The organism is Stenotrophomonas sp. NPDC077421, assembly GCF_049545505.1.
Classification (GTDB): Bacteria; Pseudomonadota; Gammaproteobacteria; order Xanthomonadales; family Xanthomonadaceae; genus Stenotrophomonas; species Stenotrophomonas nematodicola.
The window spans coordinates 27844-53484 of sequence record NZ_JBMWDP010000030.1; the positions used below are offsets into that span (position 1 = coordinate 27844).

At 69.2% G+C, this 25641-nt stretch carries 26 protein-coding genes; 7 read left to right on the forward strand and 19 right to left on the reverse strand.

The window, feature by feature from the left end; all coding sequences use genetic code 11:
• Nucleotides 1-24: 24 nt before the first annotated feature.
• Nucleotides 25-1254 (reverse strand): acetylornithine transaminase, encoded by a 1230-nt coding sequence (locus ACPEH1_RS15255; RefSeq protein ID WP_136003178.1) that lies wholly within the window; start codon nucleotides 1252-1254, stop codon nucleotides 25-27.
• A gap of 65 nt (nucleotides 1255-1319) precedes the next feature.
• On the opposite strand from ACPEH1_RS15255, the gene ACPEH1_RS15260 reads away from it, so the two are divergent.
• Nucleotides 1320-2192 carry an ion transporter gene (locus ACPEH1_RS15260; protein WP_017356529.1) on the forward strand — a complete coding sequence of 291 codons (873 nt, stop codon included), beginning with the start codon at nucleotides 1320-1322 and terminating at the stop codon, nucleotides 2190-2192.
• Between the two features lie 3 nt (nucleotides 2193-2195).
• Here ACPEH1_RS15260 and ACPEH1_RS15265 read toward each other — a convergent pair whose 3' ends face one another.
• Nucleotides 2196-3014: an SDR family oxidoreductase gene (locus tag ACPEH1_RS15265; RefSeq protein WP_017356530.1), complete on the reverse strand. Its 819-nt coding sequence runs from the start codon at nucleotides 3012-3014 to the stop codon at nucleotides 2196-2198.
• Nucleotides 3015-3089: 75 nt separating this feature from the next.
• Complete coding sequence (locus ACPEH1_RS15270) at nucleotides 3090-3746, reverse strand: phosphotransferase (RefSeq protein ID WP_136002961.1); 657 nt, start codon at nucleotides 3744-3746, stop codon at nucleotides 3090-3092.
• 111 nt (nucleotides 3747-3857) lie between these two features.
• On the opposite strand from ACPEH1_RS15270, the gene ACPEH1_RS15275 reads away from it, so the two are divergent.
• Complete coding sequence (locus tag ACPEH1_RS15275; RefSeq protein WP_136002960.1) at nucleotides 3858-5852, forward strand: bifunctional DedA family/phosphatase PAP2 family protein; 1995 nt, start codon at nucleotides 3858-3860, stop codon at nucleotides 5850-5852.
• A 32-nt stretch (nucleotides 5853-5884) separates the two neighbouring features.
• On the opposite strand, the gene ACPEH1_RS15280 is transcribed toward ACPEH1_RS15275, so the two are convergent.
• The 3 genes from ACPEH1_RS15280 to ACPEH1_RS15290 all read right to left on the reverse strand — a co-directional run bounded on the left by ACPEH1_RS15280 (nucleotide 5885) and on the right by ACPEH1_RS15290 (nucleotide 8739).
• Nucleotides 5885-6466, reverse strand: coding sequence for an LON peptidase substrate-binding domain-containing protein (locus tag ACPEH1_RS15280; protein WP_017357030.1), 582 nt, complete (start codon nucleotides 6464-6466; stop codon nucleotides 5885-5887).
• Between the two features lie 5 nt (nucleotides 6467-6471).
• The gene (mpl, locus tag ACPEH1_RS15285; RefSeq protein ID WP_017357029.1) at nucleotides 6472-7836 is read right to left on the reverse strand and encodes a UDP-N-acetylmuramate:L-alanyl-gamma-D-glutamyl-meso-diaminopimelate ligase; all 1365 of its coding nucleotides are present in this window, start codon (nucleotides 7834-7836) and stop codon (nucleotides 6472-6474) included.
• Nucleotides 7837-8175: 339 nt separating this feature from the next.
• On the reverse strand, nucleotides 8176-8739 hold the full coding sequence (locus tag ACPEH1_RS15290) for an adenylate kinase (RefSeq protein WP_423716010.1): 564 nt from the start codon (nucleotides 8737-8739) through the stop codon (nucleotides 8176-8178).
• A gap of 141 nt (nucleotides 8740-8880) precedes the next feature.
• Here ACPEH1_RS15290 and ACPEH1_RS15295 point away from each other — a divergent pair, with 141 nt between their 5' ends.
• Together ACPEH1_RS15295 and ACPEH1_RS15300 are read left to right on the forward strand one after the other, a co-directional pair.
• Nucleotides 8881-10140 carry a 6-phosphofructokinase gene (locus ACPEH1_RS15295; protein ID WP_017357027.1) on the forward strand — a complete coding sequence of 420 codons (1260 nt, stop codon included), beginning with the start codon at nucleotides 8881-8883 and terminating at the stop codon, nucleotides 10138-10140.
• 139 nt (nucleotides 10141-10279) lie between these two features.
• Nucleotides 10280-11077: an OB-fold protein gene (locus ACPEH1_RS15300; protein ID WP_017357026.1), complete on the forward strand. Its 798-nt coding sequence runs from the start codon at nucleotides 10280-10282 to the stop codon at nucleotides 11075-11077.
• Nucleotides 11078-11171: 94 nt separating this feature from the next.
• Here ACPEH1_RS15300 and ACPEH1_RS15305 read toward each other — a convergent pair whose 3' ends face one another.
• Nucleotides 11172-11675 carry a hypothetical protein gene (locus tag ACPEH1_RS15305; protein ID WP_423716011.1) on the reverse strand — a complete coding sequence of 168 codons (504 nt, stop codon included), beginning with the start codon at nucleotides 11673-11675 and terminating at the stop codon, nucleotides 11172-11174.
• 328 nt (nucleotides 11676-12003) lie between these two features.
• On the opposite strand from ACPEH1_RS15305, the gene ACPEH1_RS15310 reads away from it, so the two are divergent.
• Entirely contained in the window at nucleotides 12004-14031 is a 2028-nt protein-coding gene (locus ACPEH1_RS15310; protein WP_136002956.1) for a sodium-translocating pyrophosphatase, read from the forward strand.
• Here the strand turns inward: ACPEH1_RS15310 and ACPEH1_RS15315 are convergent, their stop codons facing one another.
• Genes ACPEH1_RS15315 through ACPEH1_RS15335 form a run of 5 tightly spaced genes read right to left on the reverse strand, consistent with a single transcriptional unit; the run spans nucleotide 14032 to nucleotide 17006 of the window.
• A complete protein-coding gene (locus ACPEH1_RS15315; RefSeq protein ID WP_153164729.1) occupies nucleotides 14032-14769 on the reverse strand; it encodes an energy transducer TonB in 738 nt (245 codons plus the stop codon).
• Nucleotides 14766-15191 (reverse strand): TonB system transport protein ExbD, encoded by a 426-nt coding sequence (gene exbD, locus ACPEH1_RS15320; protein WP_136002954.1) that lies wholly within the window; start codon nucleotides 15189-15191, stop codon nucleotides 14766-14768. Before exbD ends, ACPEH1_RS15315 begins: the two co-directional genes overlap by 4 nt.
• A 10-nt stretch (nucleotides 15192-15201) precedes the next feature.
• Nucleotides 15202-15930 carry a tonB-system energizer ExbB gene (exbB, locus tag ACPEH1_RS15325; RefSeq protein ID WP_229296484.1) on the reverse strand — a complete coding sequence of 243 codons (729 nt, stop codon included), beginning with the start codon at nucleotides 15928-15930 and terminating at the stop codon, nucleotides 15202-15204.
• Nucleotides 15914-16378 (reverse strand): YbaN family protein, encoded by a 465-nt coding sequence (locus ACPEH1_RS15330; RefSeq protein WP_423716012.1) that lies wholly within the window; start codon nucleotides 16376-16378, stop codon nucleotides 15914-15916. The genes exbB and ACPEH1_RS15330 overlap by 17 nt, the downstream gene beginning before the upstream one ends.
• A gap of 40 nt (nucleotides 16379-16418) precedes the next feature.
• Nucleotides 16419-17006: a biliverdin-producing heme oxygenase gene (locus ACPEH1_RS15335; RefSeq protein WP_017354295.1), complete on the reverse strand. Its 588-nt coding sequence runs from the start codon at nucleotides 17004-17006 to the stop codon at nucleotides 16419-16421.
• Nucleotides 17007-17145: 139 nt separating this feature from the next.
• Between ACPEH1_RS15335 and ACPEH1_RS15340 the strand changes: the two genes are divergently transcribed.
• On the forward strand, nucleotides 17146-17403 hold the full coding sequence (locus ACPEH1_RS15340; protein ID WP_423716013.1) for a DUF2789 domain-containing protein: 258 nt from the start codon (nucleotides 17146-17148) through the stop codon (nucleotides 17401-17403).
• A gap of 50 nt (nucleotides 17404-17453) precedes the next feature.
• Here the strand turns inward: ACPEH1_RS15340 and ACPEH1_RS15345 are convergent, their stop codons facing one another.
• The 7 genes from ACPEH1_RS15345 to ACPEH1_RS15375 form a co-directional block, all read right to left on the reverse strand.
• On the reverse strand, nucleotides 17454-20372 hold the full coding sequence (locus ACPEH1_RS15345) for a TonB-dependent receptor domain-containing protein (protein WP_423716014.1): 2919 nt from the start codon (nucleotides 20370-20372) through the stop codon (nucleotides 17454-17456).
• Between the two features lie 171 nt (nucleotides 20373-20543).
• Complete coding sequence (locus tag ACPEH1_RS15350; protein WP_153164733.1) at nucleotides 20544-21518, reverse strand: FecR family protein; 975 nt, start codon at nucleotides 21516-21518, stop codon at nucleotides 20544-20546.
• A gap of 112 nt (nucleotides 21519-21630) precedes the next feature.
• Entirely contained in the window at nucleotides 21631-22131 is a 501-nt protein-coding gene (locus tag ACPEH1_RS15355; RefSeq protein WP_017354291.1) for an RNA polymerase sigma factor, read from the reverse strand.
• Nucleotides 22132-22267: 136 nt separating this feature from the next.
• Nucleotides 22268-22939 carry a glutamine cyclotransferase gene (locus ACPEH1_RS15360; RefSeq protein ID WP_262071775.1) on the reverse strand — a complete coding sequence of 224 codons (672 nt, stop codon included), beginning with the start codon at nucleotides 22937-22939 and terminating at the stop codon, nucleotides 22268-22270.
• A gap of 43 nt (nucleotides 22940-22982) precedes the next feature.
• Nucleotides 22983-24203 carry a helix-turn-helix domain-containing protein gene (locus ACPEH1_RS15365; protein ID WP_136002949.1) on the reverse strand — a complete coding sequence of 407 codons (1221 nt, stop codon included), beginning with the start codon at nucleotides 24201-24203 and terminating at the stop codon, nucleotides 22983-22985.
• A gap of 56 nt (nucleotides 24204-24259) precedes the next feature.
• A complete protein-coding gene (locus ACPEH1_RS15370) occupies nucleotides 24260-24742 on the reverse strand; it encodes a hypothetical protein (RefSeq protein WP_423716015.1) in 483 nt (160 codons plus the stop codon).
• 52 nt (nucleotides 24743-24794) lie between these two features.
• Entirely contained in the window at nucleotides 24795-25313 is a 519-nt protein-coding gene (locus ACPEH1_RS15375; protein WP_423716016.1) for a hypothetical protein, read from the reverse strand.
• 187 nt (nucleotides 25314-25500) lie between these two features.
• Here ACPEH1_RS15375 and ACPEH1_RS15380 point away from each other — a divergent pair.
• Nucleotides 25501-25641 (forward strand): inorganic diphosphatase (locus tag ACPEH1_RS15380; RefSeq protein WP_423716018.1); only part of this gene is annotated, 141 nt, incomplete at its 3' end.

The following is a 25641-nucleotide window of genomic DNA, read 5'->3' on the forward strand; positions in this document are numbered from 1 at the left end:
GCCGGGGGCACGAAGGATGGCGGCTCAGCGCGAGGCGATGTACGACTGGATGGCCGCCCGCAGGCGCTTGAGGCCTTCGGCGATTTCCTCATCGGTGATGTTCAGCGACGGCACGAAGCGCAGTACGTCCGGGCCGGCCTGCAGCGTCAGCAGCCCCTTGTCGGCGGCATGGTCCAGAATCGCGCCAGCCTGGCCGGCAAAGTCGCGGTCCAGCACCGCGCCCAGCATCAGGCCCCGGCCACGCACCTGGCTGAACACCTTGAACTCGTCGTTGATCCGGCCCAGGCCGTCGCGCAGCGCCTGCGACTGGCGGCTCACGTTGTGGCCGATCTCCGGCGAGGACAGCTTGCGCAACGCCACGCGTGCGACCGCCGCCGCCAGCGGGTTGCCGCCGAAGGTGGTGCCGTGCGCGCCGAACTGCATGACCTCGGCAACTTTCGGGCCGGCCAGCATCGCACCGATCGGGAACCCGCCGCCCAACGCCTTGGCCAGGGTCACGATGTCCGGCTTGATGCCGTCCTGCCAGTGCGCGAACAGCGTCCCGGTGCGGCCCATGCCGACCTGGATCTCGTCCAGCACCATCAGCGCGCCATGCTGGTCGCAGAGATCACGGATGCGCTGCATGAAGCCCGGCTTGGCCGGCATCACACCGCCCTCGCCCTGGATCGGCTCCAGCATCACCGCCGCCACGTCACCGGCGGCCATCGCGGTCTCCAGCTGCACCTCGTCGTTGAAATCGACATAGCGGAAGCCACCCGGCAACGGCTCGTAGCCTTCCTGGTACTTCGGCTGGGCGGTGGCGGTCACCGCCGCCAGGGTGCGGCCGTGGAAGCTGCCGCGGAAAGTGACGATGACGCGCTGGTGGGCCGGGCGGCCCTGCGAGGACGCCCACTTGCGCACCAGCTTGATCGCCACTTCATTGGCTTCGGCGCCGGAATTGCACAGGAACACGCGCTCGGCGAAACGCGAGGCGGTGACCAGTTCCTCGGCCAGGCGCAGCGGCGGTTCGCTGTAGAACACGTTGCTGGTGTGCCAGAGCTTGCCGGCCTGCTCGATCAGCGCTGCGGTCAGGTCCGGGTCGTTGTGGCCCAGCCCGCACACGGCGATGCCGGCGGCCAGGTCGATGAACTCGCGCCCCTGGGTATCCCACACGCGCGCGCCCTGGCCGCGCTCGAGCACCACCTGGCGCGGCTTGTACACCGGCAGGTAGTAATGCGACAGGGACAACAGCGGATCGGGGGCGGCGGCGGTCATGGCAGTCAGGGGCATCGGGAAAGTCCCATTCTCGCGCTTCCGCCGGCTCAGGCACAATGCGGCCCATGCGACCGTTCAGCGCCCCCCAGCTCAATCCCGCCACCGAGACCGGCTGGCGCCGTCGCTGGTTCGACATCATCTACCGCCACGACACCCGGCCGTCGCGCAACTTCGACCTGCTGCTGGTCTACGCCATCATCGCCAGCGTACTGGTGGTGATGTTCGACAGCGTGCAGCGCTTCCACGTTGCCCACGCCGACTGGCTGTACGTGGTCGAATGGGGCTTCACCCTCCTGTTCACCGCCGAGTACGTACTGCGGCTGGTGGTGGTGAAACGACCGCTGCGCTATGCGGTGAGCGTCTGGGGCGTCATCGACCTGGCCTCGATCCTGCCCACCTATCTGTCGCTGTTCATCCCCGGCGCGCAGAGCCTGCTGGTGGTGCGCGCGCTGCGCATTCTGCGGGTGTTCCGCATCCTCAAGCTGACCCGCTACATCGAGGAAAGCGGCATCCTGATGCAGTCGCTGTGGCGCAGCCGGCGCAAGATCCTGCTGTTTCTGTTCACGGTGGTGACCATCACCATCATCGCCGGCACCCTGATGTACGTGATCGAAGGGCCCAACCACGGCTTCACCAGCATCCCCAGCAGCATGTACTGGGCGGTGGTGACGATGGCCACGGTGGGCTTTGGCGACATCGTGCCGCAGACCGTGCTCGGCCGCTTCGTCACCTCGGTACTGATCCTCATCGGCTACAGCATCATCGCCGTGCCCACCGGCATCTACACCGCCGAACTGGCCAGCACCATGCGCGACGCGGAGCTGGCCGCACGCCGTGACGCGCGTGGCTGCCCGCAGTGCGGGCTGGAAGGACACGAGCCCGATGCGCGGCATTGCCGGCGTTGCGGGCACGTGTTGCCGGAAACGTTCAACCAGTAGCGGTCAGTCCAGGAACAGGTCCGGCAGCAGCGGCCGTGAGGGGTCCACCGCGTAACGGCCCAGGTCGGTGATGCCGGCCTGGGCCAGCACCTCGTCATCGAGCAGGAACTGCCCGCTGAATCCGGCCGCCTGGCGGGTCAGCACGGCGTGCGCGGCGTCGGCCAGGATCTCCGGCGTGCGGCAGCCGGCACTGTCCACGCCGGGAATCATGTTGATCGCATCGGTGGCAATGATCGTGCGCGGCCACAGTGCATTCACCGCCACGCCCTGCGGCCCGAACTCGGCGGCCAGTCCCAGCGTGACGAAGCTCATGCCCATCTTGGCCAGCGTGTAACCGGTATGCGGTCCCCACCATTTCGGGTCGAGGCTGGGCGGCGGGGCCAGGGTCAGGATGTGCGGATTGGGTGCCTGCAGCAGGTGCGGCAGGCAGGCCTGCGCGCACAGGAAGCTGCCGCGCGAATTGACCTGCTGCATCAGGTCGAACCGCTTCATCGGTGTCTCCAGCGTGCCGCGCAGCCAGATCGCGCTGGCATTGTTGACCAGGATGTCGATGCCGCCGAACGTGTCGACGGTGGCGGCCACGGCTGCGCGCACCTGGTCTTCCTCGCGGATGTCGCACTGCAGGGCCAGGGCCTGGCCGCCGGCAGCGGTCACGGCGTCAGCGGCGCTGTGGATGGTGCCGGGCAGTTTCGGATTGGGCACCGCCGACTTGGCTGCGATGGCCACGTTGGCGCCGTCGCGCGCTGCACGCAGGGCGATGGCCAGGCCGATGCCGCGCGAGGCGCCGGTGATGAACAGGGTCTTGCCTTGCAGACTGGCCATGCGGACGTCCTCGAAGCGGTTGCGTGGACCGGCATTATGCCGCGCGCGCCGCCTGGCGACCTGCGGAAGGCCGCGTCAGGGTTTGGGCCCCTGCCCTTCGTTGTCTTCCCAGTGCAGGATCCGGCGGGTGACGAAGCGGTACACCGGCTTGCCGGTGCGGAACCAGAGATCCCGTACCCACGAGGGTCGCGCGAGCACGCGTCGTTCCACCGGCGTCAGCGACGTGCCGCAGTACATGCGCTTGTGCTTGAGCAGGTGGCGCAGATCTTCGCGCGCCAGCAGCCGCATCCAGCGCGAGCGCGGATTGCCGATCACCGCCAGCTGGAAGTCGATGACCGCCGGCGAGCCGTCCTCGCGCACCAGCCAGTTGGCTTCCTTGGCCAGGTCGTTGTGTGCGACGCCACGCCGATGGACCTGCTGCAGCAGCGCGCGCGCCGCACGGAAGTACGCCAGGTCGCCGCGCGGCGGACGCTGGTACATCGCCTGGCCCGGCATGTAGCTGCGGTCCAGCTGCTGGCGGTTGGACGCCAGCAGCTGCGGCGTCGCCGCCAGCCCGTCCAGCTGCCGCAGCGCGCGCGCTTCGCGCCGCGCCAGGCCGCGTGCGATCCCGCGCAGCCACCACGGGCCGGCACGCAGATCACGACGGATGAAACGGTGCCCGCCCTGCTCGACCAGCAGGATACGGCCGAAGGTGTCGGACTTGAGCGCCTGCTGGGAAGGGGACGTATTCACTGCGTCATTCTAGGCATGCCAGCGACCCATTCACGTCGATACGCGGCAGATCACGGCATTTCCCTGCTGCTGGCCGGCAATCAGTCACTTTCACAGCCCTATAATCCCCGCATGGACTCGTCATGGATCGATGCCACGCTTGCGTGGATCGCAGCTCACCCCGTGCTTGCCGGCGCGGTCATTTTCCTTATCGCCTTCTGCGATGCGGTCATCGTGCTGGGCGCGATCGTGCCCGCCCTCCCGCTGCTGTTCGCCGTGGGCGTCTTCATCGGCCTGGGGCAGATTTCCGGACCGTATGCGGTGGCGTGCGCGGCCCTCGGTGCGTTTGCCGGTGACGGGATCAGCTACTGGATCGGGCGTCGCTGGGGCGATCGCCTGCGCGGCTTCTGGCCGTTCAGCAAATACCCGCAGCTGCTGGACCGTGGCGAGACGATGTTCCGCCGCAATGCCTTCAAGAGCATCCTGGTGGCACGCTACGTCGGCGCGATCCGCCCGTTCGTGCCCGCCATCGCCGGCATGTTGAAGATGCCGCTGTCGCGATACATCCAGGCCAGCGGCATCGCCAGTCTGTCCTGGGCGGTGCTGTTCCTGGCGCCGGGTTGGGTGCTTGGCGAAGCCTATGATGCCGTCGCTGCGGTCGCCGGGCGGCTGGTGATGGTGCTTGCCCTGCTGGGCGTGATCCTGGGCCTGGTATGGGCGATCGTGCTGTACGGCTACCGCTGGTCGGCCGCGCGCATGGACAGCTGGCTGGCCGCCCTGCTGCGCTGGTCGCAGCGCCACCCCACGCTGGGCCGCTATTCGGTGTCGGTGCTGGACCCGCAGCGCCGCGAATCGGTGCCGCTGGCGATGCTGGCGCTGATGCTGCTGCTGCTGGGCTGGTGCTGGTTCGCGCTGCTGATGGCAGTGGTCGCGCATGGCGAGCCGCTCGCGCTGGACCTGGCCGTGCACCAGGCCATGCTGGCCCTGCGCAATCCGCTGGCCGACTACCCGATGGCCGCACTGGCCTCGCTGGGCGCCTGGCCGGTACTGGCACCGGCCACGGCCGCCGGCATGGGGTATCTGATCTGGCGCCGGCGCTGGATGGCCGCCGGCCACTGGCTGGCGGCACTGGCCTTCGGCCTGGCCCTGACCAAGCTGCTCGGCGCCACCGTGCACGTGGTACGCCCGCCCGATGCCAGCAGCGGGTTCGGCTTCCCGTCGGTGTCGGTGACGATGGCCACCATCACCTTCGGCTTCTTCGCGGTGCTGATCGCGCGCGAGCTGCCCGGTCGCACCCGCGTGTGGCCGTACCTGCTGTCCGGTGTCATCGTCAGCGTGATCGGCTTTGCCCGCCTGTACCTCGGCGCGCATTGGCTCAGCGACGTGATCGGCGGGATGCTGTTCGGCATTTTCTGGCTGCTGGTGCTGGGCATCGCCTACCGCCGCCGCTTCAACCGCTCGTTCTGGGTCAAGCCGGTGGCATGGCTGTTCTACGGCACCTTCGCGGTGGCCGCGCTGTGGTACGCGCCGCGCAACATCCCGGTGAAGCTGGCACGGTTCGAGCCGGCGCAGCCGGCACCGGTGGATATCGCCTCGGCCGCGTGGTGGCAGCAGGCGTGGCAGCAGCTGCCGGCGCGGCGTAACGAGTTCGACGACGACCAGCGCTGGCCGCTGGACGTGCAGGTGGCCGGGCCGCTGGCACCGTTGCAGAAGCGCCTGGAAAGCCAGGGCTGGCGCGTGCAGCCGCAGGCCGGCTGGGAACAGGCGCTGCTGATGCTGGACAAGTCGGCCGGCCAGGACGAAATCCCGGTGCTGCCGGCCACGCTGGACACCCAGGTGGAATCGCTGCTGATGCTGCGCGCGGGCAATGCGCCCGACGAGGTCTTCGCGCTCCGCCTGTGGCCGGCGCCGGCCCGCCTGCAGCCCGGCGACCAGCCGCTGTGGCTGGGCAGCGCGCAGACCCTGCACTACCAGCGGCATTTCAGCCTGATTGGCATGTGGCGGCCGATGCGCGGCATCGACCCGTCGCTGAACGCCGTGCGTGAGGCGCTGGACGGCCTGCCGCAGCAGGTCTCCACCCATCCGGACACACAGATGCCGGTACTGCGGGTCAAGACCACCCCGTAACGCCGGGCTCTACCCGGCGGCGGAGCCCACGCTCACGCGGGTATCCAGCGCAGCAGGTCCTGCAGCCGCTGGTGCGGATCATCCTGCTGCAGCAGCTGCAGCCGCTGCGGTTCCTCCAGCGGCAGCAGCTCGGCGAGCCGCCAGCCCACCCATGCGGCCTGGTCGAGCTGCCCCGGGTGCACCGGGGCGAATGCCGCGCCCGCCTGTTCGATGATGTGTTCCAGCACGGTGGCCAGCAGCGCGTGTTCGGGGCGCAGCTCGTCATCGTGATCGGGTGGACTCCACTGCACGTCGGCCAGCACCAGGCCATTGTCACGCACGCGCGTGCGCAGCACATGGAAGCGGCGCTGGCCGCGCAGGCGCAGCACCAGCACGCCATCGGCACCGACGTCGAAATCCTCGATGCGCGCTTCCACGCCGTAGGCCGCCGGCAGGGCCGGGCCACCGACCTCGTCGCCGTCCAGGATCAGGCACACACCAAAGGTGGAATCCTGCCGGCCGCACTCGCGCAGCATGTCCAGGTAGCGGCGCTCGAACACCCGCAGGCCGAGCGCGGCGCCGGGCAGCAGCACGGCGTGCAGGGGAAACAGCGGCAGGGACGCAGTCTCGGTCATGGCCGTTACGATGCCTGCAACTGCGCCAGAAAGCGGCGCGGCGCGCCGTCGAAACCGCCGTTGGACATGAACACCACGTGGTCGCCCGGTGCCACCACACGACCCAGCTGGGCCAGCAGCGCATCGGTATCGGGCACTGCGTACGCATCGCCGCGTACCGCAGCGATCACCGCCGACGCATCCCAGGCCAGCTCGGGACGGTGCAGGAACACCACTGCATCGGCCAGGTCCAGCGACGGCGCCAGCGCCTGCGCGTGCGCGCCCAGGCGCATCGAATTGCTGCGCGGCTCCATCGCCACCACGATGCGGGCATCGCCCACCTTGGCGCGCAGGCCGTCGAGGGTGGTGTGGATGGCGGTGGGATGGTGCGCGAAATCATCGTAGATGGTCACGCCATCGGCGCTGCCGATCACTTCCATGCGGCGCTTGACGCTGCGGAAGCTCGCCAGCGCCGGGATCACCTGCGCCGGGTCGACGCCCACCGCATGCGCGGCGGCCAGTGCGGCCAGCCCGTTGAGCACGTTGTGGCGACCCAGCAGCGACCACTGCACCTCACCCACGTCCACGCCCCGATGGGAGACGCGGAAGCGGCTGCCGTCGGCGTGCACCAGCGCGGCGCTCCACTCCAGCGCCGGATCGAAGCCGAACCGCTCCACCGGCGTCCAGCAGCCCATCGCCAGCACCTCGGCCAGACGCGCGTCCTCGCCGTTGACGATCAGCCGCCCGCGCGCCGGCACCGTGCGCACCAGATGGTGGAACTGGCGCTGGATCGCGGCGACGTCGGGGAAGATGTCGGCATGGTCGAATTCAAGGTTGTTGAGGATCGCCACCAGCGGCCGGTAGTGGACGAATTTGCTGCGCTTGTCGAAAAAGGCGGTGTCGTATTCGTCGGCTTCCACCACGAACTCACGACCACTGCCCAGCCGCGCGGACACGCCGAAGTCTTCGGCCACGCCCCCGATCAGGAACCCCGGCTCACGGCCGGCGGCCTGCAGCAGCCAGGTCAGGATGGTGGTGGTGGTGGTCTTGCCGTGGGTACCGGCCACGGCCAGCGTGTCGCGGCCCGGCAGCACCTGCTCGGCCAGCCACTGCGCACCGGAGATATAGCGCTGGCCGGCGTCGAGGACCGCTTCCACCGCCGGATTGCCGCGCGACAGGGCGTTGCCGACCACCACCGCGTCGCAGTCGGGGCCGACGCTGTCGGCGCGATAGCCGGGGTCGAGGGTGATGCCCAGCTGTTCGAGCTGGGTGGACATCGGCGGATAGATCGCCTGGTCACTGCCACGGACCGTCAGGCCCTGTTCGCGTGCCAACGCGGCTACGCCGCCCATGAAAGTGCCTGCAATGCCCAGGATATGTATCGTGCTCATGCGCTCGATTGTCGCCGATCACTGTCGATGCGTGTGCGCGTCGTCAGACAAGTCCTACAAAGACTGTGAGAAAAATCCACACCCATGTCGGGGAATTCCCGATAGCCAACTAGTGTGAACACGGACACAATTCAGGTTGCCAGCCGTAGCACCCCATTGGTCCTACTCCCCAAGAGGCCATCCCCAGGGGGGCTCATGCTGCGGGGCCCTGAGCAAGCCCGCCAGCTGGCGCCTTAAGAACAGACACGCCTGGTCCCTTCGGGGACCGGGCGTGCCTGTTTTCGGGGCCGGCTGCACCGATCCCCGACCGCAGGCGCTGCCGAAGCAGCGCCCGGGAGGTCAGCGCTGGATCGCCGCGCGGATGCGCGCTTCCACCTCGTCCAGCTCACCCACGCCATCGACGCGGGCCAGCGTGCCGCGGCCGGCATAGAAATCCACCACCGGCGCGGTCTGGTCGTTGTAGACCTGCAGGCGCTGGCGCACCGACTCGGGATTGTCGTCGGCGCGGCCCTGTTCGGCGGCACGGCCGGCAATGCGCTCGACCAGCAGTTCGGTCGGCACGTCCAGCTGCACCACGGCGTCCAGCGGCTGGCCGATCTTGGCCAGCAGGGTATCCAGCGCGTTGGCCTGGGCCACGTTGCGCGGGTAGCCGTCCAGGATGAATCCGTTGGCGACGTCGGCCTGGCCCAGGCGCGATTCCAGCATGCCCAGCAGGATGTCGTCGGACACCAGGTTGCCGGCGTCCATCACGGCCTTGGCCTGCCTGCCCAGCTCGGTACCGGCGGCCACTTCGGCACGCAGCAGATCGCCGGTGGAAATGTGCGCAATCGCCAGCTGTTCCTTCAGGCGCGTCGCCTGTGTCCCCTTGCCCGAACCGGGCGGTCCCAACAGAACCAATCGCATCAACCTGACTCCAACTTGGTAAGAAATAGGAAGGGCGCGCGCCCCGGGAATGTCCACAATCACGCTGCACCGCAATACGCGCACTTTACCCCATCCGGGTAATGTCCCTGCAATGTCCTTCCCCCAGACCAAGGTCGACCCATGTCAAAAGGTACCCTGCTGTATGCCCAGTCGGGCGGCGTCACCGCCGTCATCAACGCGACCGCCTCGGCGGTCATCAGCACCGCCCGGGCCAAGGGAATCAAGGTGTTGGCCGCGCGCAACGGCATCCTTGGCGCACTGCGCGAGGAACTGATCGACACCTCGAAGGAAACCGCCGCCGCCATCGCCGCGCTGGCCCATACCCCGGGCGGGGCCTTCGGCTCGTGCCGCTACAAGCTGAAGTCGCTGGAGGCCGACCGGGCCCGGTACGAACGCCTGCTCGAGGTCCTGCGCGCCCACGACGTGCGCTGGTTCCTCTACAACGGCGGCAACGATTCGGCCGACACCGCCTGGAAGGTGTCCCAGCTGGCCAAGGCATTCGACTACGACCTGACCTGCATCGGGGTGCCCAAGACCATCGACAACGATCTGGCGGTGACCGACACCTGCCCCGGCTTCGGGTCGGCCGCCAAGTACACCGCGGTGTCGGTGCGCGAGGCCGCGCTGGACGTCGCGGCGATGGCCGAGACCTCCACCAAGGTATTCGTCTACGAGGCGATGGGCCGTCATGCCGGCTGGCTTGCCGCCGCTGCGGGATTGGCCGGCGAGGGCCCCGACGATGCCCCGCACATCATCCTGCTGCCCGAGCGCGCCTATGACGAGGCCGCGTTCCTGGCCAAGGTCAAGGCGGTGGTCGAACGCGTGGGCCACTGCGTGGTAGTGGCCTCCGAAGGCATCCAGACCGCCGATGGCCGCTTCGTGGCCGATGCCGGCGGCGGCAAGGATTCCTTCGGGCACACTCAGCTCGGTGGCGTGGCCTCGCAGCTGGCCGCGCGGGTCAAGGATGCACTGGGCTACAAGGTGCACTGGACCCTGCCCGACTACCTGCAGCGTTCGGCCCGCCATATCGCCTCCAGAACCGACTGGGAACAGGCGCAGGCGGTCGGCAAGGCCGCCGTGCAGTTCGCACTGAAAGGCCAGAACGCGGTGATGCCGGTGATCGTGCGCAGCAGTGACAGCCCCTACCGCTGGAAAATCGAGGCGGCCCCGCTGCACAAGGTGGCCAACCACGAGAAGAAGATGCCGGCCAGCTTCATACGCCGGGACGGCTTCGGCATCACCGCCAAGGCGCGCGCCTACCTGTCGCCCCTCATCAGGGGCGAGGCCCCCCTGCCCTATGGTGCCGATGGCCTGCCGAAGTACGTGACGCTGAAAAACGTGGCGGTCCGGAAGAAGCTGGCGCCCTGGCAGGAAGGCTGATCCTGCCGCCCGGCGCCGACCGGGCATTTGCGACACCGGGGGGGCGGACCCTACAATCCGCCCCGCCAGCAAGGTCTGCTGGATCTCGCCCTAGCGACCCACCCTCCGCGCACCGCGGACGATGACAAGGACTGTACCGATGATGCGCCATCCCCTGTTTGCCGTACTGCTGCTCGCCGTGGCAGCCCCTGCGTTCGCCGACACCTGCGAAAGCAGCTTCCAGAAGAAGGGCAATCCGCTTTCCGGCACCACCTACACCGCCTCGGTGACCGTGCCCGACCTGACCGTCAAGAGCGCGATCGGTCAGATGAACGTGATCGCCAAGGGCAACAACATGGACGTGCTGAGCGCGGACGCAGAGAACGGCGCGATGCTGATCGAAGATCCGCAGTCGGCCATGCACAAGACCATTCCGATCATCATCAGCGCCACCAGCGAAGGCCGCACCGGCACGGTGGCGATGACGGTCAAGCTCAACCCGGGCGCCTTTGCCAAGGCCGACGCGATCCGCGCCGAGATGTGCAAGATGCTGACCCAGGTCAAGCCCGGCAAGGCCGGCGAACAGTTCGCCGCGTCCACCCCGAAGGCCTCGACGGTGAACATTTCCGCTTCCGATTTCGGCTTCCAGCTGCGTACCCAGCACAAGGACAACCCGGCCGCGATCGAACCGCGCTACCAGGGCAAGATCTATTCGATCACCGGCCGCGTCAACGGCGTGCTCAAGAGCGGTGGCACCTACAACACCGGCTTCGACATTCCCAGCAGCACCTCGGGCATCGACTTCGAAAGCGTGGCCATCACCTGCGCGTTTGCCCCGAGCCAGGCAGCCTTCGCGCTGGCGCTCCGCCCGCGGGAAAAGGTCACGCTGGTCGGCGTGGTCGACCGCTACGACCAGATCGGCCGCGTGCTGTGGCTGAAGGACTGCAAGGGCAACTGAGCCCGCGCAACCCGGCGTGATACCCGAGCCCGGACCGGCCCTGCCGTCCGGGCTTTTTCATGGCCTGTAACCGGCATCCCGCCACGTCACGCCATCAACGGCAGGCGTTGCCTTCCACCGTCATCTGCGCGGCGAACATCGGCACCGGCGCGATCCTGCCGGCCGCCGCCTGCTTCCTGGCCTCCTCCAGGTAGATCCGCGACTGCCCCTGGCCATCGAGTTCGGGCTTCTGCGCGACCGGCATGCGCCACACGCGTACCACCGCCTGCTGCGCCGGGCATGCCGCGCTCGGCACGCGGATGACGTCATTGAGTTTCCATCCCTTGGCCTCGCTCGGCTGCGCCTTGTCGAAATCGACGAAACGCGCGCGCGGCTGGCATTGCTCGCTGGTGCGCACCACGCTGAACCGGTAGGGCTGCGCGACGTTACCGGTGAACACGCCTTCCAGCCGCGCGCAGGCTTCGGGAATCTGGCGCAGCGTGTGGGCGGCATTCACCGCCTGTGGGGCACCGGCGGCGCGCTGCAGTTCCGGGGTCTCGGCGGCAGACGCAGCCACGGCAGGCAGCAGGGCCAGCCAGAACAGGTGACGGGGGGACATGGCGATGCCTCGTTGGGAATGGGAAGAGGGTCGCTTGGCGCAGATGAATGGTGTGGCAAGGCGGCACCGACCACGGGACCGGGCAGTGCCTGCCGTGATGGCCCTTCCGCGCCACCGGATGCGACCTGGAGCGCATACCGGCATCCACATCTGGCGGTTTCCGCGCTTTTCCCGGCATACTCGGGGGGCACCAGGATTGCTGAACAAAGCCACACGCTTGATGACCGGGCACGGTCTGAACGGGTTGGTCCTTAGCTTGCAGCCCGTTGTGCCCCGCGTGGTGAGGTTCATCCGTCGACTGGATGCCATCCATCACCCGGGAGGGGACATGCTGGAACGATACGGGCTTACCCTGGCGCTGATCTGCGCCATCCTCGCGATTCTCTACGGCATCGTGTCGGCACGCTGGATCCTCCGGCAACCGGCTGGCAATGCCCGCATGCAGGAGATCGCCGCCGCCATCCAGGAAGGCGCGCGCGCCTATCTCAACCGTCAGTACCTCACCATCGGTGTCGCCGGCATCGTGCTGTTCGTGCTGGTCGGGTTCTTCCTCAGCTGGTACACCGCGACCGGCTTCGCGATCGGTGCGGTGCTGTCCGGTGCGGCCGGCTACATCGGCATGAACGTGTCGGTGCGGGCCAATGTGCGCACCGCGGAAGCGGCGCGCAAGGGTCTCGGCGCGGCGATGGACGTGGCGTTCCGCGGCGGCGCGATCACCGGCATGCTGGTGGTCGGACTGGGGCTGCTGGGCGTGGCCGGCTATTACGCCCTGCTGCTGCGGCTGGGGCTGGATACCGCGCAGGCGCTGCACGCACTGGTCGGGTTGGCGTTCGGCTCGTCGCTGATCTCGATCTTCGCGCGGCTCGGCGGCGGCATCTTCACCAAGGGCGCCGACGTCGGTGCCGACCTGGTCGGCAAGGTCGAAGCCGGCATCCCCGAAGACGATCCCCGCAACCCTGCGGTCATCGCCGACAACGTCGGCGACAACGTCGGCGACTGCGCGGGCATGGCCGCCGACCTGTTCGAGACCTACGCGGTGACGGTGATCGCCACCATGCTGCTGGGCAGCCTGATGATCGCCGAAGCCGGACGCAACGCGATCCTGTACCCGCTGGTGCTGGGCGGGGTCTCGATCATCGCCTCGATCATCGGCGCGCTGTTCGTCAAGGTGAAGCCGGGCGGTTCGATCATGGGCGCGCTGTACAAGGGCGTGATCGTCTCGGCGGTGCTGGCGGCGATCGCCTTCTATCCGATCACGCTGCAACTGATGCCGGACAACGCGCACGGTGCATTGAACCTGTACTTCTGCGCGTTGATCGGGCTGGTGCTGACCGGGCTGATCGTGTGGATCACCGAGTACTACACCGGCACCCAGTACACGCCGGTGCAGCATGTCGCGCAGGCCTCCACCACCGGCCACGGCACCAACATCATCGCCGGGCTCGGTGTGTCGATGAAATCGACCGCGCTGCCGGTGATCGCCGTGTGCGTGGCGATCTGGCTGGCGCACTACTTCGGTGGCCTGTACGGCATCGCCATCGCCGCCACCGCGATGCTGTCGATGGCCGGCATGATCGTGGCGCTGGATGCGTACGGGCCGATCACCGACAACGCCGGCGGCATCGCCGAGATGGCCGAGCTGCCACCGGAGATCCGCAGCATCACCGACCCGCTCGACGCGGTGGGCAACACCACCAAGGCGGTGACCAAGGGCTATGCGATCGGCTCGGCGGCGCTGGCCGCGCTGGTGCTGTTTGCCGACTACACGCACAACCTGCAGGCGGCCCATCCCGGCGAGGTGTTCGCCTTCGACCTGTCCGACCACACGGTGATCATCGGCCTGCTGATCGGCGGCCTGATCCCCTACCTGTTCGGTGCGATGGCGATGGAGGCGGTCGGCCGTGCGGCCGGGGCGGTGGTGGAGGAAGTGCGCCGCCAGTTCCGCGACATCCCCGGCATCATGCAGGGCACCGGCAAGCCGCAGTACGACAAGGCAGTGGACATGCTGACCCGCTCGGCGATCCGCGAAATGATCGTTCCCTCGCTGTTGCCGGTCGCGGTGCCGGTGGTGGTCGGCCTGCTGCTGGGGCCGCGTGCGCTGGGCGGCCTGCTGATCGGCACGATCGTGACCGGCCTGTTCGTGGCGATCTCGATGACCACCGGCGGCGGCGCCTGGGACAACGCCAAGAAGTACATCGAGGATGGCCACTTCGGCGGCAAGGGCAGCGAAGCGCACAAGGCCGCGGTCACCGGCGATACCGTCGGCGATCCCTACAAGGACACCGCCGGCCCGGCGATCAATCCGCTGATCAAGATCATCAACATCGTCGCCCTGCTGCTCGTGCCCCTGCTGTAGTCAGCGCCCGCGCAGGGAAAACGCCACCGGCACCATGACCTCCACCGGATCGCCGGGGAGGTCCGCCGGTGGCGGCGGCATCGGGTTGCCACGGCGCACGGTGTCCAGCGTCTCGGCATCCAGCAGCGCGTGGCCGCTGCTGGTGCCCAGCCGGATGTTGCTCGCATGCCCCTGCCTGTCCACCGAGAAGCGCACGTAGGCCACGCCCTGCTGGCGCAGACGTTCGGCCTGGCGCGGATAGCGGCGGTGCTGCTCCAGGTGGCCCAGCAGCAGCCCCTGCCAGGTCACCTGCGCGGGACTGCGTTGACCGGACACGGTCTGCTGCCCGGCATAGCGCTGCGATGCCTGCGCCTGCACGTCCGGCGGGGCCAGCGTCTGGTCCACTTCGGCAAGGTCGGAGGGGTCCTCACGCTCGCGAGGTTTCTGCGGCTGCGGTGCCTGGCTGAGCGCGGCGTCCGGGTCGGACGGCAGCACCAGCCGTGGCGGCGGTGTCGGGGTGGGCTGCGGGCGGTGCTGCTCCTGCTGTGCCGGCCCCGGCGGAATCTCGGTGGCCGGCGCCGGCGGCGCTTCGGCGGTGGCTGCCAGCTCGATCGCGATCGCCTCCTGCGGCAGCGCAACGGGCGGCGCGGCGGTCCGCGCGTGCCACCACACCACCGCACCGATCACCGCCGCATACAGTGCCACCACGATGCCCAGGCTGGCCGCCCAGGGCACCTGCGCCTCGTTGCGCAGGCTCATGATGCCGTCTGTTCCAGGCCAACCAGCGCCACCTTGGTGTAGCCGGCGCTGCGCAGCGCGTTGAGCGCCTGCATCACCGCGTCATACGGCACGCCCTTGTCGGCGCGCACGAAGATGCGCTGCGCTGGCGTGCCGTCGCCGGCCCGGTCCAGGACCGCCTTCAGCGCCCCGGCGTCCACCGCCGTGTCGTTGACGCTCCAGCGCAGGTCGGCCTGCACGGTCAGGTACACCGGCTCGCTGTCGCGTGGCTGCGGGCGTGCATTGCTGGCCGGCAGGTCCACCGGCAGATCCACCGTCGCCAGCGGTGCGGCCACCATGAAGATGATCAGCAGCACCAGCATGACGTCGATGAACGGGGTGACGTTGATCGCGTGGGTCTCCTCCAGCGCGTCCTCGTCGTGGCGGGCGGTACGCAGGGCCATGCGGGCCGCCTCAGCGCGCCGCCACGGCGATGCCGCGGCGGTCGAGGTCGCGTGACACCAGCTGCTGCACGCCTGCGGAGACATCGCCGGCCAGCGCACGCAGTCCGGCCAGCACCCGCGCGAAGTGGTTGTAGATCACCACGGCGGGAATCGCCGCCACCAGACCGAGTGCGGTGGCCAGCAGCGCCTCGGCGATGCCCGGGGCGACCACCGCCAGATGGGTGGTGTTGGCATCAGCGATGCCGATGAAGCTGTTCATGATGCCCCACACGGTGCCGAACAGCCCCACGAATGGAGCGATCGCGCCAATGCTCGCGAGCACCCCCACGCCGCTGCGCATGTCCCGTGCATAGGCCAGTTCGATACGCTCCAGCCGCGAGCCGATGCGCTCCTTGATGCCGGCAGCATCGGCGCCGTCGCCGGACAGGCGCAGCTCGGTGCGCGCGCCATCGAGCAGCGCATGCGCCACGCCCTGCCCCAGCACCGCGCCGGCAGCGCCGTCCGCGGCCGGCAGGTGTGCGGCGTCGAGCAGCAGGGCCCGCGCGGCACGCAGCGCGCGCGACTGCCGCGACAGGGCCCAGCCCTTGGCCAGCAGCACCGTCCAGGTGGCCACCGATGCGGCCGCCAGCGCCAGCATCACCGCCTTGACCACCGTATCGGCCGCCAGGTACATGCCCCACGGCGTGAGGTCGTGCGACAGCGCCGCGACAGCGGCGGGAACATCAACAGGAAGCGTCATCGTCTGGATCTTTGTAGGGAGAAGGTGCATCAGCGGCGCGCGCATCCTGCGCGACGGCGACCGGGGGAACCGACAGGGGGGCGGCATCCAGCCGAGGGGCCGGGCGCGACAGGACATAGGCCGCGCTCGCAGCGAAGAACAGTCCCACGCCGAGCAGCAGCCGCCACGACGGTTGCGCTCCCCAGCAGAACAGCGCAAAGCCCAGCGCCATGCCGCCGGCGGCGAACGCCTTGCCCTTGCCACTGACCGCGCCCTGCTCGCGCCACAGCCGCAGTGCCGGACCGTAGCGCGGGTGGTCGAGCAGGCGGCGCTCGAAACGAGGCGAACTGCGTGCGAAACAGCCGACCGCCAGGATCAGGAAAATGGTGGTGGGCATCACCGGCAGCAGCGCGCCGATCACCCCCAGCGCCACCATCAGCCATCCCAGGCAGAACCAGAGCCAGCGCATCAGGCCTGTCCGGCACGGCCCCGCACGGCGCGCGTGCGGCTCATGCGAATTCCAGCTCGACGTGGCCGTGCACGCTGCGGAAGGCAGCGTCGGCGGCGTCGATGACCTGCTGTTCCTGCGCATCGTCCAGGGTCACGCCATCCAGTGCAGCGGTGAACTCGCGCCAGTGGCGCGCAGCTCCGTCCGGATGGGCGGCCAGGTGACGCGCGCCGAAACCGGCGTCCAGCCCGAGTTTGGCGGCCATTTTGTACAGGATGGTGCCACCGAGGTTGGAACCTTCGGCCACGTACAGCCAGCCGAGCGCGGCCGGCAGCGGCAGGTCCGGGTCCAGGCGCATCGGTACCGGGCCCGGCAGGGTCTGTTCCAGGTCGCCGAGGTCACGCGCGATCAGCGGCAGGCGGCGGCGGGTGTCCAGGTCGGGCAGCAGCGCGTCCAGCGCGATGTTGGCGTACAGCGCATCGATATCGCGGTGGAAGCGGTACTGCACACGCAGGAAGCGGGCGAACTGCGCACGGCTGGCGAAGATGTCGCCGGCCATGATGCGTTTGTCGAGGGCACCGTGGCTGTCGCGGGTGGCCGCTTTCAGGCGTTGGCTGCGGGTGGCGGGAAGAAGGTCGGTGGCGATCATGGGGCTCGGCGTGTACGGGGTCCCTGCTTGGACGACTGGCACGACCGCTTCCCCAACCCCGATTGTCGTGCGGGCCGCGATGACGGCTTCACCGGCCTGCGTCGATAATGCGGATCACGTACTTCGCCAAGGCTTTTCGATGATCACCACCGAACCCCGCATGACCAACCTGTTCCTGCAGCTGGGCCTGGACGCCAGCCCGGCGGCGATCGCCGCGTTCATCGCCAGCCATCAACTGCCCGCCGAGGTGGCTCTGGTCGATGCGCCGTTCTGGAACGACGGCCAGCGCCAGTTCCTCGCCGAGCAGCTCAAGTCCGATGCCGACTGGGCCATCGTCGTCGACGAGTTGGGCGAGGCCCTGCACGAACAGGCGGTCAAGCGCGCTACCGGCCTCTGAGCCGGTGACGCGGTGGGGCCGGCCGTGGCCGGCCCCTGTTCTGCACGGACTCAGTAGCGGTAGGTCAGCGCCAGCCGCACGGTGCGGCCCGGGGCCGGCATGATGCCCAGCGCCAGCGGGTCCAGGTAGTAACGGTCGGTCAGGTTGTCCACGTTGACGTCCACCGCCAGCTGCTCGGTGGCACGCCAGCTGGCGAACAGATCCACCAGCGTGTTGGGACGGTACAGCTGCTGGATGGCCGACAGGCCCACGTTCCATTCCTTGTCCAGCTTGCTGATCGGGCCGGCGTTGTGGATCACGCGCGTACCGAAGGTCAGTCGTTCGTCGAACAGACGCGAACCCAGCGTCATGTTGACCGTATAGCGCGGCGGGTTCTGGGTATTGCTGTAGGAGCCTTCGAAGCCGCCATCAACGCAGTCCGGCGTGTTCTTCAGTTCCTCGATCCTGCGCTGCACACCGTAGGCACGACGCTCGGCAGCGATGTCCGGGGCGCAGGTCTTGGCCTGGAAGTAATAGTGCGCCGACAGATCGGCAAACACCTTGCCGGCATCGTAGTTGGACTGGAACTCCATGCCCGAGACCTTGAAGCGGTCGATGTTGCGGATGTAGCCGGCCGACAGGGTGCGGTAGTCGCGGGTGATCAGGTCGTCGATGCGGGTATCGAAGTAGGCCAGCTTGAACGCCGCACGGTCGCCGTCAACGAACAGGTCGTGCTGCACGGTGCTCGCGCCCACTTCCCAGGTGCCGGCACGCTCGGGCTTGAGCTCGCCGACCGGCTTGGCGGCAGTGAACAGGCCCAGCGTGGACTCGAACAGGCTCGGCAGCTTCACGCCTTCGGCATACTTCACGTACACCATCGTGTCTTCGGTGAAGCGGTAGGCCACGCTGGCCGACGGCATGAACGCGCTGTCGCGGCGACGGATCGGCTTGGACCAGGTCCAGCTGACCGGCACGCTCAGGTCCTCGGCATCGTCGGCGTCGTAGAAGTTCCAGCCGGCGATGTCCGCCACCGTGCCCTGCTTGTACGGCGATGCCAGCAGCGAGGCCTGGGTGAACTGGCCGTTGGCATCCGGATACCAGTTCAGCATCGCGATGCGCGTGGCCCGCCACGACGGCAGGTTCGGGTTGCCGTTGAGCAGCTGCGTGTAGCGGTACTGGCCGATCACGCCGTAGGTTTCCGGCGTGGCCAGGCGGTTGCGGTCATGCACGTCCACGCGGTTGTAGCGCCCGCCCAGCATCAGCTCCCAGTGCTCGTCCGGCTCCCACTTCACCGATGCGACGGCGCTGTATTCCTTGCGTCCGGCATTGCGCAGGAAACGGTTGTTGACCAGATCATCGTGCATGATCGGCGCGTTGCGACCCGGGCCGACGTCCTCATCGCTGTAGGACAGGCCATAGTTGAGCGTGAACAGGCCCGCATCGTTGGTCAGGAGCGTGGTGTTGCCCACGTCCAGGCCCAGCCGCGTCTGCTGCATGCTGTTGCGGTAGGCGCTCTTGTAGCCCGGGTCGGTGTTGAAGGTCGGGCCGTCATACCACTCGGTGCGGCGGTCGAAGTACCACGGCGTGATGCCGGTCAGGCCGTTGTACATCAGGCTGTGCGCGTCGGTGTACCAGAGGTTGGCCTTCAGATCGACCAGGTCGGTGTCCGGATTGAAACGGTACCGCAGGTTGTACGCGTCCAGGTCGATGCGGCCCGGTTCCCACTGCGGCACGCGGTCGCGGTCCACGCGGATGATCTGCGAGGCCATGATCTCGCCCTGCTCGCCTTCATAGCGGCGGTAGCCGCCTTCCAGCGTCTGGTTCTCGTCGATGCGCCAGTTGCCCTTGATCAGGAACGACTCGGACTCGGAGGACGTGTTGAACACCTCGGTGCGCGGCGGATTCAGCGGCGCCAGCGTGCGGCGGGTCTGCGGAAAGTCGTCGTAGCCGTGCTTGCCCGCGAAGTAGTTGCCCTGGTCGCGGCGCGCGTAGGCGGCCACCAGGTCCACGCTGTCCCAGTGCCTGGCCGCGGCGATGTTGAAGAACCGGCTGCCGGTGGCGTTGCGGTCGGTACGCGGCACGCCGCTGTAGGCCGGTACATTGTTGGCGCTGTTGTTGGCCAGGCCGCCGCGGATGCGTACACCGCTGTCGCGGCCGTCGCGCAGCACGTCGTCGACCTTCAGCGTCTCCATCTCCACCACGCCGCCGATGCCGCCGGACGCGTTCACGCCCAGACTGGGGCCCTTGGTGATGGTCAGGCTGGAAATCAGGTCCGGGTCCAGGTAGGTGCGCTGGGACTGGCCGGCATAGCCGCGGTAGGTGTCCATCGTCGACTGCCCGCCGTCGATGATCACCGGAATGCGGCTCTGCCCCTGGATGCCGCGGATGTTGAGGTCCAGTGCGTTGGCGGTGCGCGGGTCGCCTGCCGTGACACCGGCCACGCCCTTGACGATGTCCGCCGTGGACGTGCCGCGGAAGCGCTCGAGGGTCGCGCGCGGGACGTACACGCTGGACCCGGCGGTGCGGTAGGCATCCAGCGTGTGGTCGCCGCCGCTGCCGCCGGTGTCGGTGCGGTCGCCGGCCACGCGCAGGGCGTCGGTGACGATGACGCCGTCTTCGCGTGCGGTGGTCGCGCTCCGCTCCAGCGTTACCGCGTCCGGGCCGACCCGGCGCATCACCAGGCCACTGCCCTGCAGCAGGCGTGCCAGTGCCGAGGACGCATCCAGTTCACCGCTCACCGCGGTAGAGGTGACGCCGTTGGCCAACGCGGCCGGATAGGCGACCTGCATGCCGGACTGGCGCATGAAGCTGCGCAGTGCCTCACCCAGCGGCTGGGCCGGAATGTCGAAGCGGTGCGTGGCGGCGGCCGCATCGCCAGCGGACTGGGCCAGGGCCGGCAGTGCGGTGAGGGATGCCAGGCCGGCGGCCAGCAGGGCGACGCACAGGCGGGACGGACGCGGGCGAAGACCCGGACGGGAGGGAGTACGCATGAAGGAACCTGTCGGAATGCAATGCCACGAAGGCGGATGACCCGCGCAAGGTGCGGGCACGGCGGACGTACGTGGCGGCGGCGGGTACGTTCGGGGTGTTAGACGCGCGGCGCGGCGCCAGCCCCAAGGGAAAATGCAGGACGGATCGGATCGGCCTGGCGCGGTGTGCGGTCAGTCCGGCGTTGGCGCCGCGCCGGCACGCACGATCGCCACGCCCAGCGGCAGGCGGGTCACGCGCAGACCGGCCGTGCCTGCCAGCGCATCCAGCGCCTGCTCGGGCCGATCGATGTGGAACGCCGCGCTCACCGCCGGCAGGTGCGATACATCGCCCCGCACAAAGGTCGGGCCGGACCGGTAACGCCCGATGCCGGCGACGGCGTCGCGCACGTTGACCGCGTCCAGCAGCAGTTCGCCCTGTCGCCACGGGGCAATGCGGTCCAGCGCGATGTCCGGCCCGCGCTCGACGCGACCGTCGCGCACGAACGTCGCGCGCTGCCCGGCCTGCAGATAGGTCCAGCCGCCGCCCTCGCGGGCTGCCACACGCACGCGTCCCTGTTCGACCCGGGCTTCCACGCGCGCGCGCGCGGTGTCGACCACGAACGCGGTGGAGATGTCTTCGACCACCCCACCCTGCGCGTTCACCAGAAAACGCCGCTGCGGATCCGGCGCCACCTCGAACCAGGCCCGCCCGCGCAACAGATCGATCGTGCGGGTGCTGCCATCGAAGTGGACCGCGATCGCCGAATCGGCGTCGAGTACCGCGCGGCTGCCATCGGGCAGCGCCACGGTTTCGGTGGCGATGCCGGTGCGGTGGTCCGAGCGCAGCTGCAACCAGGCTTCCGGCGCGCACCAGGCCAGCGCCAGCACGGCCGCTGCGGCCACGCCCAGACGCAGCCCACGGGAACGGCGCGGTGCGCGCGTTGTGATCGGTGCCGTTGCCACGGGACGTGGGCCAACGCTGCGCCAGAGCTGGCGCTCGTACTCGAACGCGTGGCGGTGGCCCGGCTCGGCCAGCCAATCCTCGAAGGCCTGCATGCGCACAGGGTCGTCAGCCGCCCCCGAGGCCAACCACGTGATCCAGGCGCGCGCCTGCTCCGCCACGGGCGCGGGCGGGGAAAACGGCGGGGTGGGCTGCTGCGGGCTCATGGCTGGCGGTCTGCGCGATCGGGGGCGGATGAAGCGACGACACCGTCGGGCATCATCAGGAACAAGACGAACGGGGGCGGCGCGTCCCCAAGACAGGGTACAGGTCCCGGTGTCAGCGCCCGGCGCGGGCCCAGGCAAGACGCTGGAGCGCCGTGCGCACATGGTTCTCCACGGTCGTCACCGAGACCCCCTGCCGGCGCGCCACATCGGCCTGGGTCATGCCCTGCAGCCGATGCAGGCGGAAGATGGTGCGGGTCGGCTCGGGCAGATGCTCGGCGGCCTGCAGCACCCGCTGCAGTTCGTCCTGGGCCATCGCCTGCTCTTCGGTGGACAGCACCTCGTCGGGCCCCCACAGGTAGTGCTCGGCCAGCAGCCGGGTACGGCGGGTCCGCTCGCGCCCGTGGTCGGTGGCCAGGTTGGTGGCCAACCGGTAGAGGTAGGCGCGGGGGTTGTCGATCTGCTGCGCGCTGTCCACACCGCGCGCCTTGAACCATACCGACTGGATCACGTCTTCGGCGGTCCCGTCACTGCCCAGGATGCGTTGCACCAGGCGCAGCAGCGCCGGGCGTTCACGGATCAGCAGCTCGGTGAGGGTGGAGGCGTTGGTGGACATGGCGGCGGACACGGCAACGATCGGACGGCAGGAACATGGCAGCCACCGGCCGCCATGAGGCGCGGCATGTTACCCCGCAAATGAGAATGCGTCACGTTTGTGGCGGGCCGCCCGATCGCTGCCCGCCCGCCCCGCCTCAGCTGCGGCCGGGGACCCGCACCGCGCGCACCACCCCGGTATTGCCGCCACCGCAGTAGAAGCGCCCGGCGCCGTCCCATTCCAGCCCGCTGACCTCCTTGCCAGCCGGCATGTCCAGACGCTCAAGCACCGCGCCGGTCGCCGGATCGACCCGCCGCAGATCGCTGCGGCCATCTTCCCAGGTGCCATGCCACAGCGCATCGTCCACCCAGGTGACCCCAGTAACGAAGCGGTCCGACGGGATCGTGCGCAGGATCGCCCCCGTGTGCGGGTCGATCTGGTGGATGCGACGTTCGCGGTACTGCCCCACCCACAGGCTGCCCTCGGCCCAGGCCATGCCCGAATCGGTGCCATCGCCGGGGGCGGGAATGGAGCCGAGCACGGTGCCGGTCGCCGGGTCGATGCGGTCGATACGCGCGCCGGCGATCTGGTACAGGTGGGTGCCGTCGAACGCGGTGCCGGCATCGCAGGTCAGCGGCCACTGCCGGACCGCCGCGCCGGTGTCAGGATCGAAGGCCACCAGCGCTTCGCCGGTGGCCGCCCAGACATGCCGCCCGTCGTGGCTCACGCCGTTGATGGTGGACGCGCCGGCAAATGGTCCGTATTCGGCCAGTACCTCGGCCACGGGAACGGTCTGCGTGTCAGAGGACAGCGTGGTGTGCGTGTTCATGGTGTTCTCCTGGCCCGCACGGGAGGGGGACCTGACCACGACCCTAGTCAATCGGCAGCGTGGCAGGGAGTAACAAGATCGTCGTGAATCCGGTCAGCGGCGGCGCCAGCCAGCGCTGGGTGCGGCCCTGCCCGACCGCCCGCACGCGTCCGGCGCCCTCCAGCTCCGCCAGGGCGCGCTGCACGCTGCGCTGGCTGGTGCCCAGCGCCAGCGCCAGCGCCGAACTGGCCCAACCCGCCCCGTCGGAGAGCAACGCCAGCAGGGCGTCCTGCGCATCGTCGCGCGGTGGTGCCAGCACCACCACCTCGCGCGCCGCCGCCGGCAGCAGCACGAAGCCGGCCGCCGTTGCATCCACGCGTGCCCACGGCTGCACCAGCGCGCGCAACCTGCCGATCTCCACGCGCAACCGCGCGCGGTGGGTGTCATCGGGATGGCGCATGCCGAACGCACGGCCGATGAGCGCGTCACGCCCGGCATCGCCCGGCCACGCCTCGGCCAGCGCCCGCAGCAGCGCGAACAGCACCGGCCGGCGTGCCAGCGAGCGGCCCGTCGCACCGGCATGCACCCCGCGCCGGCACGCATCCACCACCAGCGCATCGGCGTCCCACAGCGCTGCTACGCCGTCCAGGGTCAACGCCTGCCACTGGCCGCCGCGCCGGCAGCGCGCGGCCGGCGTGTCCAGGGTGTGCCACGCGCGTTCGACCTCGCCCTGCAAGGCCGCGATGCGCGCATGCGCGGCCGCTTCGCCGGCGCGCTGAAGGGCCGCGCGTGCCGCTGCGACCTGAAGCGTGCGCAGCGCCACTTCGGCGTGGGTCAGCTCGGCCATCGCGGCCAGGGGAGCCGGCAAGGGCTGCCCGTCCAGGTGGTCCAGCGCGGCACGTGCATCGGCCAACCGGCCGAGCAGCACCTCGCGCCGCGCGAGCACCAGCCAGGCCTGCAGTGCGTTGGTGCCGTCGCCGCGTGCCGCCAGCGTGGCGGCCGCCGCGCGCAGCGGCCGCGACGATCCGCCGAGCTCGCGCAGCGCCAGCGCCACCTCCGCATCGGCCACCACGCAACGGGCCTGCGCCAGCGCTTCCTGCGGACCGAACGCGCGTGCGGCCCGTTGCAGCAGCTCGCGCGCCCGAGGCCAGTCCTGCAGCTGCGCCAGCGCCACCCCGCGCAACGCCAGCGCAGGCGGGTCCTCCCGCAGGGCGACGTGCCTGAGGGCGGCAAGCGCGTCGCCGCTGGCAAGGGCACGCGCGGCGGCAGCAGTGAGCGAATCCATGACGACAGGCTACCTGCCCTGCAACCAGGACGCATGGGCGCTGCACCCCGGCACGGTCAGCGCAGGCAGTCACCCAGCGACTCGAAGATGGACATCTGCGCACCCGGCAGCCTGCGGAAGATCGCCCTCGGGCCTTCGAGTGCCGCAAAGAAGGTCTCCACCGTGGTACCCGGCGGAATGGGCAGGCTGCACAGCCAGGTGGGTTGATCGGCCAGGATGGCGCCGGTGGCGCCGTCCACCTCCAGTTGGCTGGCCGCGAAGGCCCAGCGGCAGTCACTGACGGTGCCGGTGCCGGCCGCCACGGAGCACCGCAGCTTGAAGGCTTCGTAATCGCTGTACGCTCCCTCGCAGAACGTGTCGGCGCAGACATCGTCGAAGCCGGCCATCAACCGCCGGCGCAGGTCGTGGAACGCGTCCCAATTCGCCTGGGAGCGTGGGTAGTCGACCAGGTCGACATGGGTTGGCGGTGCGGCAGCAGCGGCCGGCGCGACAGGGGCGGCCATCAGGACGGACAACAGCAGCAGGGGCTTGGCGATCATTGAACGACTCCGTGGATGGCGATGCCCGGGACGTGGCACCGCAGGACAGGCATCAAGGCAGGCAGTCCCGCAGGAACTCGAACATCGAGCGACCTGTGCCTGGCAGGGGGTTGAACAGGTGGCCGGAGCTGTCGGGTTGCCAGTCCATCGCGGCCAGGAAGGTCGCCACCGGCAGCCGCCGCGGCAGGGGGAGCGGACAGAGCCAGTGCAGTACCTCGGTCCGCAGCGCGCCGGTGTCCGGGTCGATGTGATCGCGGCTGGCCGATACCGGGAAGCGGCACTGCGTCAGGGTGTCGTCGCGGGTATCCACCACGCAGGCCAGGCGCAACGGCCGGTAGTTGTCATGGGCGCCCTCGCAGAAGAAGTCCTCGCAGAGATCGTTGAACTCCAGCATCAGCCAGCGGTTGAGCTCGTGGTAGGCGGTGTCGTCGGCGGATTCATCCGGTCCGACCCGCGCGGCCAGGTCGATGAAGCGCGGGCCCGCGGCCTGCAGGGGCACGGCCAGGCACAGCCCGAGCAGGACAACAAGGCAGAGGCGCGGCCAGCGGAGGCGGAAGCAGGCAATGACCATCGGGGTCTCCAGAGGGGGATGGCCCTACCCTGCGCCTTCAGCCTCATCCCGCCGATAAGCACGCTCCGCGCGCCAGCGTCGGAATGCCCCGCCACGTCCGGTGGGTACCGTCCGACCTGCACGCGGCCCGCCAAAGGCATAAAATGGGGGGCTGTACGCCAACATCCCCCTCTCGGAGCACACCTCAATGGGTCTGGAACTCGTCTCGCCCGGCAAGAACCCGCCGGAAGAAATCAACGTCATCATCGAGATCCCGAAGGACTCGGAGCCGGTGAAGTACGAAGTGGACAAGGAAACCGGCGCGATCTTCGTCGACCGAAGCCTGTCC

What these genes read in the sequence shown, in the direction of transcription:
- ACPEH1_RS15300 (WP_017357026.1), top strand. Translation starts at nt 10,280, where the DNA reads ATGATGCGCCATCCCCTGTTTGCCGTACTGCTGCTCGCCGTGGCAGCC.
- ACPEH1_RS15370 (WP_423716015.1), bottom strand. Translation starts at nt 24,742, where the DNA reads ATGATCGCCAAGCCCCTGCTGCTGTTGTCCGTCCTGATGGCCGCCCCT.
- ACPEH1_RS15360 (WP_262071775.1), bottom strand. Translation starts at nt 22,939, where the DNA reads ATGAACACGCACACCACGCTGTCCTCTGACACGCAGACCGTTCCCGTG.
- ACPEH1_RS15290 (WP_423716010.1), bottom strand. Translation starts at nt 8,739, where the DNA reads ATGCGATTGGTTCTGTTGGGACCGCCCGGTTCGGGCAAGGGGACACAG.
- ACPEH1_RS15305 (WP_423716011.1), bottom strand. Translation starts at nt 11,675, where the DNA reads ATGTCCCCCCGTCACCTGTTCTGGCTGGCCCTGCTGCCTGCCGTGGCT.
- exbB (WP_229296484.1), bottom strand. Translation starts at nt 15,930, where the DNA reads ATGACGCTTCCTGTTGATGTTCCCGCCGCTGTCGCGGCGCTGTCGCAC.
- ACPEH1_RS15350 (WP_153164733.1), bottom strand. Translation starts at nt 21,518, where the DNA reads ATGAGCCCGCAGCAGCCCACCCCGCCGTTTTCCCCGCCCGCGCCCGTG.
- ACPEH1_RS15295 (WP_017357027.1), top strand. Translation starts at nt 8,881, where the DNA reads ATGTCAAAAGGTACCCTGCTGTATGCCCAGTCGGGCGGCGTCACCGCC.
- ACPEH1_RS15335 (WP_017354295.1), bottom strand. Translation starts at nt 17,006, where the DNA reads ATGATCGCCACCGACCTTCTTCCCGCCACCCGCAGCCAACGCCTGAAA.
- ACPEH1_RS15345 (WP_423716014.1), bottom strand. Translation starts at nt 20,372, where the DNA reads ATGCGTACTCCCTCCCGTCCGGGTCTTCGCCCGCGTCCGTCCCGCCTG.
- ACPEH1_RS15340 (WP_423716013.1), top strand. Translation starts at nt 17,146, where the DNA reads ATGATCACCACCGAACCCCGCATGACCAACCTGTTCCTGCAGCTGGGC.
- ACPEH1_RS15260 (WP_017356529.1), top strand. Translation starts at nt 1,320, where the DNA reads ATGCGACCGTTCAGCGCCCCCCAGCTCAATCCCGCCACCGAGACCGGC.
- exbD (WP_136002954.1), bottom strand. Translation starts at nt 15,191, where the DNA reads ATGGCCCTGCGTACCGCCCGCCACGACGAGGACGCGCTGGAGGAGACC.
- ACPEH1_RS15280 (WP_017357030.1), bottom strand. Translation starts at nt 6,466, where the DNA reads ATGACCGAGACTGCGTCCCTGCCGCTGTTTCCCCTGCACGCCGTGCTG.
- ACPEH1_RS15330 (WP_423716012.1), bottom strand. Translation starts at nt 16,378, where the DNA reads ATGCGCTGGCTCTGGTTCTGCCTGGGATGGCTGATGGTGGCGCTGGGG.
- ACPEH1_RS15255 (WP_136003178.1), bottom strand. Translation starts at nt 1,254, where the DNA reads ATGACCGCCGCCGCCCCCGATCCGCTGTTGTCCCTGTCGCATTACTAC.
- ACPEH1_RS15315 (WP_153164729.1), bottom strand. Translation starts at nt 14,769, where the DNA reads ATGAGCCTGCGCAACGAGGCGCAGGTGCCCTGGGCGGCCAGCCTGGGC.
- ACPEH1_RS15375 (WP_423716016.1), bottom strand. Translation starts at nt 25,313, where the DNA reads ATGGTCATTGCCTGCTTCCGCCTCCGCTGGCCGCGCCTCTGCCTTGTT.
- ACPEH1_RS15355 (WP_017354291.1), bottom strand. Translation starts at nt 22,131, where the DNA reads ATGTCCACCAACGCCTCCACCCTCACCGAGCTGCTGATCCGTGAACGC.
- ACPEH1_RS15310 (WP_136002956.1), top strand. Translation starts at nt 12,004, where the DNA reads ATGCTGGAACGATACGGGCTTACCCTGGCGCTGATCTGCGCCATCCTC.
- mpl (WP_017357029.1), bottom strand. Translation starts at nt 7,836, where the DNA reads ATGAGCACGATACATATCCTGGGCATTGCAGGCACTTTCATGGGCGGC.
- ACPEH1_RS15275 (WP_136002960.1), top strand. Translation starts at nt 3,858, where the DNA reads ATGGACTCGTCATGGATCGATGCCACGCTTGCGTGGATCGCAGCTCAC.
- ACPEH1_RS15365 (WP_136002949.1), bottom strand. Translation starts at nt 24,203, where the DNA reads ATGGATTCGCTCACTGCTGCCGCCGCGCGTGCCCTTGCCAGCGGCGAC.
- ACPEH1_RS15265 (WP_017356530.1), bottom strand. Translation starts at nt 3,014, where the DNA reads ATGGCCAGTCTGCAAGGCAAGACCCTGTTCATCACCGGCGCCTCGCGC.